Genomic DNA, 14,825 nt, shown 5'->3' with positions numbered 1-14,825 from the left:
TTACAATTTAATAACCCTAACCATGACATTGTTTTTTATTTTTCTTAGGACAAAATAAATACCAACTTTTTGTGCTTGGTAGATAATCATGAATAAACCCATCCCTATACTAACGCCACTGCGTGGTATCGCAGCGTTGTGCGTCGTCTTCTTTCACGCCCGGCTGATCATCTTCCCACAATGGATGAAGCCGTTGACTGAATATACCCACTTTATAGAGAATGGCTACTTATGGGTCGATCTGTTTTTTATTCTCAGTGGCTTTGTCATGATGCATGTCTACCGTGCAACCTTTTCCCAATCCATTACTCCATCGCGCTGGTTACAGTTTATGTGGTTAAGGTTCTCTCGGATCTACCCTTTGTTTTTAACCACACTGCTTGTATTAGTTGCCTGGGAAGCCTTCAAATCCAGTAAGGGGGTGGGCTTTTACGGTGGCGCGTTGTTCGAAAGCTGGGGAGTCAGTGGCATTCCTGCCTTTGAGGGGCCATTCAACCGTTCAGAGGCCTTATGGCAAAATGTCTTAATGCTGCACGGTGTACTTGTCCAAGATTTATCATGGAATATTTCATCATGGTCACTAAGCGTCGAATGGCTCAGTTACATGGTATTTCCTTTCTTGGTTCCACTCTTATTGAGAAGGAAGTTATCATATCTGGCCCCTGTATTATTTATTCTTAGTTTACTTTATATCAACCATTTAAAAGGCTCTATGGATGTCACCGGTGGCTTGCTCGCATTCCTCAGGGCGCTAGCGAGCTTTACTCTTGGAGCTTGGATGCATACCCTTGCACTTTCAGCCAAACAACGCCTCCTTCTGAACAATGACTGGGCTCTACTGACCATATTTGCCGTCTGCATTGGCCTGCTTCACCTCCCTAAAAGCGGTTACCACAATGTTGTGGTTATCTCGGCATTTGCTCTATTGGTGCTGATCTCTGCGCAACAAACCGAGAGAGCCACCCCGATATTCAAACTGCTGGATAACCGTGCCACCCGCTTCCTCGGTGATATTTCCTACTCCCTTTACTTGTGGCACGCAGTCCTGCTGCTTGCCGGCATTGAGGTTGCCCAACTGATATTCCCCGACCAACTAACAGTATGGAATAGCCAAACAAGCTGGTTGGCAGCCAGCGGTGGTGCAATGGTATTTATTGCCGTTGCCCTTGGCGTATCGACGCTCAGCTATTACTACGTTGAAAAACCCGCCATGCACGCGCTAAGGTCGCGCAAAAAACGAGGCATGGCAGCCAATCCAACGTAGAGCACGTAAGCGTCAGATATAAAAAATGCCGCCAACCTATCGGTTGGCGGCATTTTGCTATCTCGCAATGGCGTCGCTAATTAGTCGCGGTAAAGAGCAAACTCATCAGCACACTCAAGCAACTGGTCACGGGTCATCATGAATACACCGTGGCCGCCGTTTTCAAACTCGATCCAGGTAAACGGAATATGCGGGTACTGCTCTTCCATATGGATCATCGAGTTACCCACTTCGCAGATCAATACACCATCTTCTTTCAGGTAATCCGGAGCGTTAGCCAAGATACGGCGAACCAGCTTCAGGCCATCGGTACCCGCAGCCAGGCCCAGTTCAGGCTCGTGGCGGAACTCGTCCGGCAGGCTGTTCATATCTTCCTGATCCACGTATGGCGGATTGGTCACGATCAGGTCGTATTTGTCTTTTGGCACATCACGCAGCAGATCAGAGCGCAGCGGGATCACCTGCTGCTCCAGGCCGTGGTCCTGAATATTCTGCTCGGCAACCGCCAGCGCATCGACTGAGATATCAACCACATCGACTTCAGCTTCTGGGAAAGCATGGGCACAGGCGATACCGATACAGCCAGAGCCCGTGCACAAGTCCATAATGCGGGTCGGACGCTCTTTGAGGAACGGTTCGAAGAAGTTTTCGATCAGCTCGCCAATCGGCGAACGAGGCACAAGTACGCGTTCGTCGACAAAGAACTCCATACCACAGAAGTAAGCCTTGTTGGTGAGGTAAGCAACTGGGGTACGCTCGTTGATACGGCGGATCACGCGCTCAACAATACGGTGACGCTCACTGCTGGTCAGGCGTGAGTGACGTACTTCTGATGGCACATCAAGGGGTAAGTACAGCGTTGGCAGGACCAGCTGAACCGCCTCGTCCCACGCATTGTCTGTACCGTGACCATAAAATAGACCGGCAGCATTGAAACGGCTAACCGTCCAACGTAGCATGTCCTGCAATGTATGAAGTTCGTTGACGGCTTCGTCGACAAAAATCTTATCCAAAATAGCCTCCGAATGGCGCTACAATACCGCTATAAAGTTGTTGGAATTTCACTATGAGCAAAAAAGATACTAACCTGGACGACGATCTGATGCTCTTCCAGGAAGCGGTTAAGGGCGTAAAAAAGATCACTAATGATACCATAATCACGCCCCGCCGACAGGGTCCAAAGACTGATAAACCAAAAGTCTCGGCAAAAGAAACACAAAATCACGAGTTTTACTTCTCTGACGAGTTCGAGCCGCACCTCAACGAGACGGGCCCGACCCAGTACGCCCGTACCGGCGTGTCCAAATATGAGGTGAAGAAGCTCCGTCGCGGGGTTTATGTTCCGGATATGTACCTCGACATGCACGGGATGACACAGAAAGAGGCCAAGCGAGAGCTGGCGGCAATGATAGCGGCCTGCATCAAGGAAAATGTCGCCTGCTGCTGTGTCATGCATGGCATCGGCAAGCATATCCTCAAGCAAAAAGCCCCGATGTGGTTGGCCCAGCATCCTGACGTGATGGCGTTCCATCAGGCGCCGCTGGAATTTGGCGGTGATGGCGCCCTTCTGGTGCTACTGGACATTCCGGAGAGGTAGTAAACGGGTTAGGGGCTCGGCTACAAATTTCCTTTGCCCCTCGCCAATCAGTAAACGAATTTGGCCAAAGAGCCTACGTTAATAACCTGGCCTTCTACCAGCAAGGTCACTTCGCCGCTATCACAAATATTCATCCGTGTTTTCACGGCCTGTTCGCTGTAGTAATGCTCGCAGGCCCCGTTGCGGGCACTGTCGATCCGCGAGAAAATCGTGATCCCTCCCGGATTGAACAGGCTTTGCGGCGACGCAAAAGTCAGGGTGCTACCTGACGCTGAAATATGCATATCTTCGGTTATACCATTGGCCCACCTGATGGCACCATTGGCATTGATGCTTGGTGCTGTCGGCACTTGTACACATCCCGCCAGCAGTGCGACACCCATCGCTAGTAATAACTTTGCTTTCATCAAAACGTCTTTGAATTCAAGAGAATTAGAGAATACATCGGCACCACCCGGAAAAACCTTAGGATTTTTCCTAATGTATTCCGGGGGGATCTGAACTAGCCTTCAGGGTTGGCGTGCCACAGCAGGTCGCCACTGTCGCTATCTGGCTGGTAATCTATCGCAGCAATGGAAGAGGTAATGAACATTGGTGGCTGTAAGCCAGGGACCATTTCGGCAGTCAGGTAGCCCACCAAAGGCAAGTGCGAGACGATCAGCAGGTTTTCGGGCTGCTCGATACCGATCACCGCTTTAAGATAAGCGGCGACATCTTCGGCATCACCGTAAGGTGTTATCTCATCGACTGTCATCACTCGCTTGGGTTCTGGCAGAGACGACGCCATTGCTTGCCACGTCTGCTGCGCACGAAGATAGGGGCTCACCCAGACCATGTCCAGATCGTTATCGAACTGGCCGGCAAGTTGCACAGCCATCTGCTCGGAGAGAGCAGCTCCCCTATCGGTCAGCGGGCGGTCTGCATCACTGGCCGCAAAATGCTGGGCTTCGCCGTGACGCATAATATAAATTCGCATAATTTTTCCAATTTCACAGTCTGATACCCGAGCGCACACTCATTTTTTATTACTATCAGTGGTTAGGGATCGATCAAACTCAGGCTTACTTATCCGACTTCTCACCATCAGAAAAGACGTACTCCAGCGCTATGCTAGCAAGTAACGCTAACGGAAAACAGAGATCCCGCTCACCCTGTGGAAGTTCCGTGATCGTGATAGGAAGCCGCTCAGCTAACCTTTTGTTTATTGGCAAATAAACATGGGTTAAATTTGCCACCCCTTCTAATGGGCGTCATAATTAGTCTAATTTCCTCTGAATAATAGGCGCTTCCAGTGCATACAAGTCCTAATGACCCCAAGCAGTACCGCTACCTCACCCTACCCAATGGATTGAAGGTACTGCTGGTACATGATGCTGAAGCTCCCCGCTCAGCAGCGGCACTGTCGGTGAAGGTCGGCCACTTTGACGATCCTCTCGACCGTCAGGGCATGGCACACTTCCTTGAGCACATGCTGTTTCTCGGTACCGAAAAATATCCCAAAGTGGGCGAATTCCAAACCTTCATCAACCAAAGCGGCGGCAGCAACAATGCATGGACAGGAACCGAGAACACCACCTATTTCTTCGAAGTCAGCCCCCATGCCTTTGGCGAGGGCCTAGACCGCTTCGGCCAATTTTTTACCGCACCGTTATTCAATGAGGAAGCTGTCGATAAGGAACGCAATGCCGTCGACTCTGAATACAAGCTCAAGCTCAAAGATGATGTGCGCCGGCTTTACCAGGTCCACAAGGAAACCATCAACCCGGATCACCCTTTCGCCAAGTTTTCGGTCGGCGATTTGACCACACTGGAAGACCGCAACGACAAGTCGGTTCGCGACGAGCTGATCAGCTTCTACCAAACACATTATTGCGCCAGCCTAATGGGATTGGTTCTACTTGGCCCCCAATCTCTGGAAGAGTTGGATGCCTATGCCCAGACCTTTTTCCGCGACATTCCCAATACCGGCAATGCAAAGGCCGAAATTACAGTTCCTCTGGTGTCAGATAACGAGAAAGCCAAATTCATCACGATCGATCCGATCAAGGAAGTACGAAAGCTCACCCTATCGTTCACCCTCCCGGCGGTCGATCAGTACTACCACAAAAAGCCCCTTTCCTATATCGCCCATTTATTGGGCAATGAAGGCAGCGGCAGCCTAATGTCATTATTGAAAACACAAGGTTTTATCAATACGCTGGCTGCCGGCGGCGGCGTGAGCGGCAGTAACTTCCGAGAATTTACGGTCAGTCTCAACCTCACACCCAAAGGCCTCGAGCACATTGATGAGATTGTTAATACCGTTTTCCAGTACATTGAGCTGCTCCGCCAGCAAGGGTTGGACGAGTGGCGTTTTGCCGAGAAAAAATCAGTGCTGGATATGGCTTTCCGCTATCAGGAAAAAAGCCGCCCACTCGACACGGTCAGCTATCTGGTGATGAACCTGCTGCACTATGCGCCCGATGATATTATCTACGGCGACTATATGATGGCCGAGTATGACGAAGCGCTGATTTCCTCTTTCCTTGCTCAGCTTACTCCCGACAACATGCGTCTCATCCTGGTCGCACAAGGTCAAAACAATGACAGAGTCGCCCAGTGGTACCACACCCCATACAGCGTGAAACCGCTCACCGAGCAGCAACTGGCAAGCTGGAAGTCCCCGGGCTGCGAGCCTAAATTGCAGCTGCCAGAGAGAAACCCTTATCTTTGCGAAAGACCCGACCCGCTCCCGCTCGCCGCTGACGCTGTCAAGCCCCCCCAGTTGCTTCAGGATCTGCCGGGATTTCGTCTATGGTACAAACAGGAGCACGAGTTCCGGGTGCCCAAAGGGATTGTCTATGTGGCGATCGATAGCCCACATGCCGTTAACTCGCCTCGCAATATTGTCAAGACGCGGCTGTGTGTCGAAATGCTGCTCGACGCGATCAATGAGTCAGCCTACCCGGCCGAAATTGCCGGCATGTCGTACAACCTGTATGCCCACCAAGGCGGAGTGACCCTGCAGCTATCCGGCTTCAGTGAGAAGCAACCGCTACTGCTCAAGCTGTTGCTCGACCGTTTTGCCAACCGAGAGTTCAACCCGGAACGATTCAGAAATATCAAAGCCCAGATGCTTCGCAACTGGCGCAATGCCGCGCAGGACAAGCCAATTTCACAGCTGTTCAATGCGCTGACCGGGGTATTGCAACCCAACAACCCGCCCTACCCGGTGCTAATCGAAGCGCTGGAAAGCATCGAAGTCGACGAGCTGCCAGCCTTTGTCGAAGCGATGTTTGCCGAACTACACATCGATACTTTTGTCTATGGCAACTGGCTCGAGGAAGACGCAATCGCCTTGGCCGAGACCCTCAAGGATGCCTTCCGGGTGACCGACCAGCTCTACGGTGAAGCTCAGCGGCCGCTTGTTCGGTTGGGCAACTCAGGTACCCTCAGCCATGAAATCAGCTGCGACCACGCCGACTCGGCGTTACTGATGTATTACCAGTCACGTGAGACAACACCAAGGAAAATAGCCATCTATACTTTGGCCAATCACCTGATGTCGACAACGTTTTTCCATGAGCTGCGAACCCGCCAGCAACTTGGCTACATGGTGGGAACGGCCAATTTGCCGCTCAACCGACACCCTGGATTGATCTTATATATCCAATCGCCAGTCGCAGCCCCAACACAGTTACTGGAAGCCATTGATGAATTTACCAACGCCTTTGCGCTGGTTCTGCTCGAGCTCAACGAGGCGCAATGGCAAGCCAGCAAGCAGGGGTTGATTGCCCAGATTTCTGAACCAGATACTAACTTGCGTGCCCGAGCCCAACGCTTCTGGGTTAGCATCGGCAACAAGGATACGGAGTTTAACCAACGGCAAAAAGTGATCGACGCCCTGGCTGACATCAGCCGTGCCGACATGGTGAAATTTATTGTCGATGTGGTGAAGCCACGCACCTCCAATCGCATTGTAATGCATAGTCAGGGGCAGGCACACAGTAACCTAGAACCTTTGCTTATCGGCAGCCCAATCGGCTCCATAGACGAATTCCAGCAGGGTGCCTGCTGAGCCTGAAAGGACATTCTAAATGAAAGTAAAAGCCCGGCATCGCCGGGTTTTTACTTTTTATTCAGCTGGTTAAAACAATACATATTTCACGTTTCATATTTTTTATGATTTTTCACCTGCCAAAACATTTCCTGTAATAATTTATCAAAACTATTCAGTGGCAGGATATTGAACCATTCCACATTATCGGTCGTCCTATAGATTTGTTACCTCCACAACTCTTGGCAACGGCGACCAATAGAGAGGTAGAAACGTCCCCCCCTTAGTTTGAGATCGTGAAGGAGTTGCCCTTATGAGCCAGCACTGCCCACATTGCCACCAGCCACTAAAAACCCCCCTGCTATACAATTATGATGACTACTTCACATGCTCTAACTGCGGCAGTGCTTTAACTCATCATGAAGCAGATATGATCTTATACGCCTTAGTATTTGTCGCTATAGCAACCTCACTATTAGTAGTGTTTACTAAATTAAACATGTTTGTAGCCATGTTACTAACTATGATGACTTACCATATATTAAGACCCAGATGGTTCGAACCCCGCTTCCGCTTGCGAGTAGTCAAATTCTTCCCAGCGCCGGATCTTTAATAAAAAAAGCCAGTCACTCTCGCAACTGGCTGTAACGGCATAAGCCTGCTAAAAACTGGCCCGATTAATCTTCCGCAGGGTAATAACTCTGTCCCGCTTCGGCCATGTCAATCAACGCCTGGCACGGTTTGAACCGCTCCCCGTATTTATCCGCATGCTCTGTCAGTAACTCAACCACCCGCTGGATACCAAGCTGATCCATATAGCGGAACGGCCCGCCAAGGAATGGCGGGAAGCCAATACCGAAAATAGCACCGATATCGCCATCGCGCGCCGAGCGCACTACGCCTTCATCCAGACAGCGCGCGGCTTCATTGAGCATCATCAGGGTACAGCGAATGGCAATAGCCTCGGCGTCAGCCTTCTTCTCGGGATCAAGCCCCAACAGTTTGTAGACGCTCTTGTCGACCGCTTTCTTCTTGCTGTTATACAAATAGAAACCTTTACCAGTCTTGCGTCCTTTTCGGCCGTCGTTAAGCAGCTTGTCGAAGACATCCGGCCCCTGGAATCGCTCGCCCAGTTCACCGACCAGAACAGGCATGATTTTCGCCCCGATATCGACCCCCACCTCATCAAGCAAAGTGATCGGCCCAACCGGGAAACCGAAATCCAGCAGTGCGGTATCGAGATGCTCAATCGGCTCGCCAGCCAACAGCACCTGCGCCGCCTCATTCATGTATGGCGCCAGGATACGATTGACGTAAAAGCCAGCTTTGTCACCGACCACAATCGGTGTCTTGCCCTGTTTTTTCGCCAGCGAAACGACCGTAGCGACGGTTTCCTCAGAGGTTCCTTGATGCGGGATCACCTCGACCAGCGGCATTTTTTCTACCGGGCTGAAGTAGTGCAGCCCCACCACATTTTCAGGACGCTCTGCCGCCTCAGCGATCTGGTGGATCGGCAGCGACGAGGTATTGGTAGCAAAAATGGTCTCCGGCTTGGTATTGGCCTCAATCTCCTTGACCATCTGGTGTTTAAGGCCAAGATCTTCAAATACCGCCTCAATGACCACATCCATACGATCGAACGCAGTGTAGTCAATACCACCGGCGATGCTTTGCATCTGTTTTTGCAACTCAGCCTTGCTGATGATCCGGCGCTTGCGTTTTTTATCCAGCAGCTTGTAGTTATATGACATCGCATTGAGAATACCGTCATTGCTAATGTCCTTGATCCGCACCGGGTAGCCCGCCTTAGTGGCCGTTACATGGCTGATCCCACCGCCCATCAGGCCGCCGCCAAGTACGCCAACATGCCCGATCGAACGCGGCTGTGCTTGCGATCCTGTTTCTTTTTTCATTGCCGTGGTGGCAAAGAAAATACTACGCAGGGCCGCCGATTCCGGTGTCATCACCAAATCACCAAACAGTTTGGCCTCGCGGGCCAAGCCTTTGGCCATACCGTTTTTCAGGCCATATTTGATGACATCCAGAATGGCATCGGCCGCAGGGTAATTGCCCCGGGTTTTCTCATGGGTTTTCTTGGCAGCTTGATCGAACACCAAGGAGCGGCCCAATGCATTGCCCCCCATAGCACGGTCTTGCAGCGACAAATGGCGCTTCGGCTTGGGTTTCAGCGCCTGTTTTTCCGCAACATCGAGCAAGATACTATGTGGAACCGCTTCATCAACGACTCCAACTTTCTTGGCTTTTTTGGCCCGAAGCTGCTTGCCGGTCAGGATCATATCCAACGCCCCTGCTACACCAATCAAGCGGGGTAGCCGCTGGGTACCGCCCGAGCCCGGTAACAAGCCCAACTGCACTTCCGGCAAGCCTAGGCGAGTCTTATCATCGTCGGAACAAACACGGCTATGGCACGCCAAGGCCAACTCAAGCCCACCGCCCAAGCACGGTCCATGTATTGCGGCGACAGTATGGAACGGCAGATTTTCCAGCTCGGCAAATAGCTGCTGGCCTTGTGCTGCTAGCCCGGCGGCCTCTTCGGCGGTGGTGCAAGCCGCCAGCATGCGAATATCCGCCCCAGCGACAAAGTTATCCGGCTTACCCGAATAAACCACCATCCCCTTGATATCACTTTTGCCTTTCAGCTCTTCGAGCACCGCACTGACCTGCTCGCCGAACTGCGCTTGCAAGGTGTTCATTTTCTCGTTGGGCACATCGATTTTGAGCCAGGCAACGCCGTTATCGGCATAAGACAATGTGAATGCAGATTGTTGTTCAGTCATTATTCGGCCTCCAAAATCATTGCGGCGCCAAGGCCACCAGCAGCACAGGCAGTATTCAAAGCTAAACCACCACCACGGCGCTGTAGCTCCCTCAAGGTCTGGGTGATCATCCGCGCCCCCGTTGCGGCAAACGGGTGACCATAGGCAATCGAGCCTCCAAGGACATTGAATTTATCCATATCAATTTCGCCAATGGCTTCACTTCGGCCCAGCTTCTCTTTGGCAAACTGCGTCGAGCCGAACATCTTCACGTTGGCCAGCGCCTGGGCGGCAAAAGCCTCATGCATATCGATCAGGGTAAGGTCACGCAAAGTGACGCCCGCGCGGTCCAGTGCCATAGGCGTGGCGTAGGATGGTCCCATCAGCATATCTTGCTCGACACCAATGGCAGAAAACGCGTAAGAGCGGATATAACCCAAAGGTTTCAGGCCAAGCTCTTTCGCCCTGCCCTCACGCATTAACAACAGCGCGGCAGCACCATCAGTTAGCGGGGTTGAGTTGGCAGCGGTGACCGAACCGAACTTGCGATCGAAGGCCGGGCGCAATTTGGCGTACGACTCAAGGCTGGAGTCTTCGCGGATATTGTTGTCTTTGTCAATCCACTGGCGGTAGGGTTCCGGGAAAGCGGTGATCACTTCATCTTGGATCAAACCGTCACGCCAAGCCTGGGCTGCCAGGGTGTGGGAGCGGTGTGCGAGAGCGTCTTGCTCCTGGCGGGTAATGCCATGACTTTTTGCCATCTGCTCGGCCGTCTGCCCCATGCTCAAACCCGTTGAGTATTCCGCGACTGCAGGCGGGACCGGCATCAGATCTTTGACACTGAGCTTGCTCAGCAGTTTTAAACGCTTGCTCATTGTCTTGGCTTTGCTCAGCGCCAGCAATGTCGCCGCAAGGTGCTTGGATACGCCAATGGGCAAGACTGAAGATGAATCCGCGCCGCCAGCAATACCAATATCAATCGTGCCCGACAGGATACTCTCTGCCACATTGGCAGCGGCCTGGAAGCTGGTCGCACAGGCACGGGTGACGCTGTAGGCATCGGTGCCGATGTCCATGCCGGTACCCAGTACAATCTCACGGGCAATATTCGGCGCTTCGGGCATCTGAACCACCTGGCCAAATACCACCTGATCAATCAGCTTGGGATCAATATCCACCTGCTGGAGCATTTCACTGACAACCATTTTCCCCATGTCCAACGCCGGTACACCGTCAAATGCGGTGGACTGGCGGGCAAAGGGGGTACGTAATCCACTTACAACGGCGATGCGCTCACCCTGTGAGGTCGTGAGCTTTTGGAGACGTGTCATCGCTACTCCTTATTAATTTGTCGGGTACGGGGAACCTTGCCCCAGGGTCTAATTTTAGAGGTCTGACCACACAATTGTAATCCAGTTGTTATCAGAATCAAACAAATGTTTAAAAAATGCGATCTCTATGGCAACTGATATGGTGGTGGGATTTGACGCTGCTGAAAAATGGCAAAGAAAAAGAAAAATTGACGAGAAGTGAAAAACTTAACTATCAATTAAAACATGCGGGTCTTGGATGGGCGGCAGTTTGCTAAGATAAAAAAAAACCATACCGAACGGTATGGTTGTAATTTACACGGAAAGCAATCCATGTAAGGTATAAGTCAATTAACATAAAGCCAATTGCAAATCAGGCAAGCCTGATAGGAGAAAGTAAAGTCAGCCTTCAAAAGGAAGTTGTCATCTTGCTCAACAGATATTGAACCCTGTTATCGCACAAAATCCACTGTACGAGTCGCAAAGCTCAGTATCAGATGACGTGGACTACTATAACTTTCTCACCAAGACACAATTTGAACCAGATCAATTTTAATGCGGATTATTGGATGAATCAGCGGAACATTGTCGTTTTTCTCGCAAATTTAGCGACAAGGTTCGGCATGAAACGGACATTTTTTATGATTAAGTCTTTTTTTCGAAAGAAAAAGCCTGATGCCTCGGTCTCTGTGGATATGAAAAAACAAAGACGATACGAAGCCCTTGTCAGGGCCTGGCACCGGGATCTCTACCGCTACGCATACTGGTTATGCCACGACCCCCACATCGCGGAGGACTTGGTTCAAGAAACCTGCTTGCGGGCATGGCGCTCCCTCGATAGCCTACAAGATGATAACGCCGCCAAATCCTGGTTGATCACTATCCTGCGCCGGGAGAATGCCCGACGCTTCGAACGCAAACAGCTGGATTTGGTCGATATCGATGACTATGCCATCGCTGATACCCAGTCCAACGGCAGCGACAGTGATTTGGAGCAACAAATGCTACGCAAGCAGATAATGAAACTGGCTCCGGAATACAGGGAACCGTTAGTATTGCAGGTGATGGCTGGATTTAGTGGGGATGAAATTGCCGATATCCTGGGCCTGAACCGCAATACCGTGATGACGCGCTTGTTCCGCGCCAGAAACCAACTCAAAGAGCAGCTCGAAAAACACTCCGAGCGAAGGGGGCAGCACAATGGATGATCTAGAATTCCGCCGCCGGCTCTTGGCTGATCCCTCTGATAGCAGCCAAGACATGGCTGAGGCGCGCAATGCATCAATCGCCAACCGCAAGCTATCCGATGAGCTCCAACAGCTCGACAGCAAGCTAGAGCAGGCAATGAAAGTGGACGTGCCTGACGATCTGGCCGACCGTATTCTGTTCCATCAAACCGAACAGCCCAACTCGGTGAGTATCAAGCCGCGCACCCTTGTTGCCCTGGCCGCGTCCGTCGCGTTTGTTTTCGGCTTGTTTATTGGCCAATACAATCAGGGGATCAGTACCAACAATCCGCCGCTGGAAATTGCCCAGATTGCACTGGAGCATGTACAGGCCGAAGCTCCGTTTATCGATGGTATCGATGAGTCCGTTACCCTCAGTCAGGTTAACGCCAAACTAACGCCTTTCGGCTCATCATTTAACAACATTCCCGGTCATATTTACTACGTGAACCATTGTGGCTTTGGTGATAAAAATGCACTGCATATGGTGATGGATACACCGCAAGGCAAAGTCACCGTCTTTATCGTCCCCGAGCAATCGCCGGCTATGACACAGTTCAATAACCGAGCAATGCAAGGTGTGGTGATGCCGGTCAGCAATGCCAGCCTGATTGTTGTCGGCGAAAAAGGACAAGATGTCTCCCCTGTCGCCAAGACGCTTCGCAACGAGTTGAGCTGGGAAATTTAACATCTCCTTACACTTTACAATTCAAAGCCATAAAAGCATAAAGCAACCCCATGCTTTTATGGTTTTTTATTTGGCATAAGCATGCCGATTGTAAAATGTTAGCTCCGTTGCATATTTTAACTTTTTTGCTCCCTTTCCCTGTCAGTTTTACCATACACTCGTTAGCTGATTGTTAACCAAGCACTAACAATCAATGGGTTGCTAACTGGTCTGATTTGATCAAAACCCAACCCCCCATACAATCTTGCGCAATCTGCACAAAGAGGCAGATAAAAAAGTTATATAAAAAATTAGGAATAACTATAAATATGAACAAGAAGCGTCTGTTTACAAAGTCTCTGGTTGCTGTTGCAATCACGATGGCTTCTCAGCAAGCAATGGCGGCTGGCTTCCAGCTTAACTCTCAATCCGCAACAGGCCTTGGCCGTGCATTCGCCGGTGATGCAGTAATCGCCGATAACGCATCCGTAATGTCCCGCAACGCAGCGGCAATGGCGTTATTTGATGCGCCAGCTATTTCTTTGGGTATCAATGTTATCGACACTGATATTAACGTTAAAAATACATCAGTGAATGTACCGGATGTTGGCAGTTTTCCACTTAGTGATGCATCAATTGGTGACGCTAGTATCGTGCCAAACATCTACTACATCCACCCGATTAATGATCAGTGGACTGTTGGTGGCTCAATCTATTCAAACTTCGGAACCAAAACTGAATTCCCTGATGGCTATGGTCAGCAGTTCAACCAACAGTTGCCAAATGGTGTAACAATTGGTCCAGACTTATTCGGTGGCATTACCGATGTTAAAAGCATCAACTTTGGTCTGAGTGCAGCATACCGTATTAACTCCCAGTGGAGTCTAGGGGCTGGTCTCGATATCATCTACGGTGAAGGTAAACTTGTTCGTGGTCGCGGCATGTCTCCAGATCCAAGCAACTCTGATATTGTTAACATTGATGCCGATGGCGTTGGTTATGGCTTCAATCTTGGTGCTGTTTACGAACTGGACGAAAACAATCGTTTCGGCCTATCTTACCGCTACAGCCCGACTCTAAAAGTAGATGGGGACATGTATCATCTGTTAGAAGGTGGAAATATCAGTAATGAAAAACTAGAGATGCCACTGCCTGATATGGCCGAGTTCTCTGGTTACCACCGTTTAAACCAGCAGTTTGCGGTTCACTACAGCATTCAGTGGATCGGTTGGAGTGCTTTTGATGAGCTTAAAACTGATGCTGGTACACCAATTAACACTTATGAGTGGCAAGACGGCTGGCACTACGCCATCGGTGGTACCTACTACCTAAACAACGACTGGACCCTACGCGCCGGTTACATGCACGATACCAGCGCCCAAGACAAGATCACATCGATCTCGGTACCTGATTCAGACCGTAACTGGTTCTCAGGTGGTTTCACCTACCACATCGACAGTAAATCTAACCTTGATGTCGGTGTCACTTACCTAATGGGTGAAGATGTCAAAGTTACTGAAGGCGGTGGTTTAATTACAGCTACTACCCGTGCTGATGCATGGCTATACGGTATCCAGTACAGCCGTTCGTTCTAAGTCAGCGAACATCAGTTCTATGATTTAACAAAAGGAGCCTGATGGCTCCTTTTTTACACCCTCCCTAACCCACTGTTCTTAAATCCACTATTTCCTGCTATTACCTACAACCTCAAAAACGTTGCTAATTTGAGTGAACACCCCGTCGCTGAAATGCGGCTATTTAGATACATATGTACGCTGAAAACTCATCCGACCAGAATTTATTGGACAAGGACTACCAGATAAAACACCAACAATACGAAAATACTCGACACTTTCATCCTATTGAGTATTTGAACACAAGAAAAACTTAAAGCTTTTACTCTAAGGCGTATGATTCGCAGCATTGAATTTCAGCGAACATATTAGAC

The 14,825-nt window shown here is 50.3% G+C and carries 11 protein-coding genes; 6 read left to right on the top strand and 5 right to left on the bottom strand.

What is annotated here, in order from left to right; genetic code table 11:
* Positions 1–88 precede the first annotated feature (88 nt).
* A complete protein-coding gene (locus PTW35_RS04420; protein WP_281026669.1) occupies positions 89–1,264 on the top strand; it encodes an acyltransferase in 1,176 nt (391 codons plus the stop codon).
* Between the two features lie 80 nt (positions 1,265–1,344).
* On the opposite strand, the gene prmB is transcribed toward PTW35_RS04420, so the two are convergent.
* Positions 1,345–2,277, bottom strand: a complete 933-nt coding sequence (gene prmB, locus PTW35_RS04415) for a 50S ribosomal protein L3 N(5)-glutamine methyltransferase (protein ID WP_281026668.1) — start codon at positions 2,275–2,277, stop codon at positions 1,345–1,347.
* A 53-nt stretch (positions 2,278–2,330) separates the two neighbouring features.
* Here prmB and smrB point away from each other — a divergent pair, with 53 nt between their 5' ends.
* Positions 2,331–2,861: an endonuclease SmrB gene (gene smrB / locus PTW35_RS04410; protein ID WP_281026667.1), complete on the top strand. Its 531-nt coding sequence runs from the start codon at positions 2,331–2,333 to the stop codon at positions 2,859–2,861.
* A gap of 47 nt (positions 2,862–2,908) precedes the next feature.
* Here smrB and PTW35_RS04405 read toward each other — a convergent pair whose 3' ends face one another.
* A complete protein-coding gene (locus tag PTW35_RS04405) occupies positions 2,909–3,268 on the bottom strand; it encodes a hypothetical protein (RefSeq protein WP_197078618.1) in 360 nt (119 codons plus the stop codon).
* A 95-nt stretch (positions 3,269–3,363) separates the two neighbouring features.
* Positions 3,364–3,837 (bottom strand): phosphohistidine phosphatase SixA, encoded by a 474-nt coding sequence (gene sixA / locus PTW35_RS04400; protein ID WP_281026666.1) that lies wholly within the window; start codon positions 3,835–3,837, stop codon positions 3,364–3,366.
* Positions 3,838–4,152: 315 nt separating this feature from the next.
* On the opposite strand from sixA, the gene PTW35_RS04395 reads away from it, so the two are divergent.
* Complete coding sequence (locus tag PTW35_RS04395) at positions 4,153–6,918, top strand: insulinase family protein (protein WP_281026665.1); 2,766 nt, start codon at positions 4,153–4,155, stop codon at positions 6,916–6,918.
* Positions 6,919–7,574: 656 nt separating this feature from the next.
* On the opposite strand, the gene fadJ is transcribed toward PTW35_RS04395, so the two are convergent.
* Together fadJ and fadI are read right to left on the bottom strand one after the other, a co-directional pair.
* Positions 7,575–9,695 (bottom strand): fatty acid oxidation complex subunit alpha FadJ, encoded by a 2,121-nt coding sequence (gene fadJ, locus PTW35_RS04390; RefSeq protein ID WP_281026664.1) that lies wholly within the window; start codon positions 9,693–9,695, stop codon positions 7,575–7,577.
* Positions 9,695–11,005 carry an acetyl-CoA C-acyltransferase FadI gene (gene fadI, locus PTW35_RS04385; RefSeq protein WP_281026663.1) on the bottom strand — a complete coding sequence of 437 codons (1,311 nt, stop codon included), beginning with the start codon at positions 11,003–11,005 and terminating at the stop codon, positions 9,695–9,697. The genes fadJ and fadI overlap by 1 nt, the downstream gene beginning before the upstream one ends.
* Before the next feature lie 620 nt (positions 11,006–11,625).
* On the opposite strand from fadI, the gene PTW35_RS04380 reads away from it, so the two are divergent.
* From PTW35_RS04380 to PTW35_RS04370, 3 genes are all read left to right on the top strand, one after another.
* A complete protein-coding gene (locus PTW35_RS04380; RefSeq protein WP_281026662.1) occupies positions 11,626–12,192 on the top strand; it encodes a sigma-70 family RNA polymerase sigma factor in 567 nt (188 codons plus the stop codon).
* On the top strand, positions 12,185–12,898 hold the full coding sequence (locus PTW35_RS04375; RefSeq protein ID WP_281026661.1) for a DUF3379 domain-containing protein: 714 nt from the start codon (positions 12,185–12,187) through the stop codon (positions 12,896–12,898). The genes PTW35_RS04380 and PTW35_RS04375 overlap by 8 nt, the downstream gene beginning before the upstream one ends.
* Before the next feature lie 308 nt (positions 12,899–13,206).
* Positions 13,207–14,472, top strand: coding sequence for an outer membrane protein transport protein (locus PTW35_RS04370; protein WP_281026660.1), 1,266 nt, complete (start codon positions 13,207–13,209; stop codon positions 14,470–14,472).
* Positions 14,473–14,825 lie beyond the last annotated feature (353 nt).

It is taken from the genome of Photobacterium sp. DA100, from assembly GCF_029223585.1.
In the GTDB taxonomy this organism is placed as follows: domain Bacteria; phylum Pseudomonadota; class Gammaproteobacteria; order Enterobacterales; family Vibrionaceae; genus Photobacterium.
This window is presented reverse-complemented; position numbering and strand designations above follow the sequence as displayed.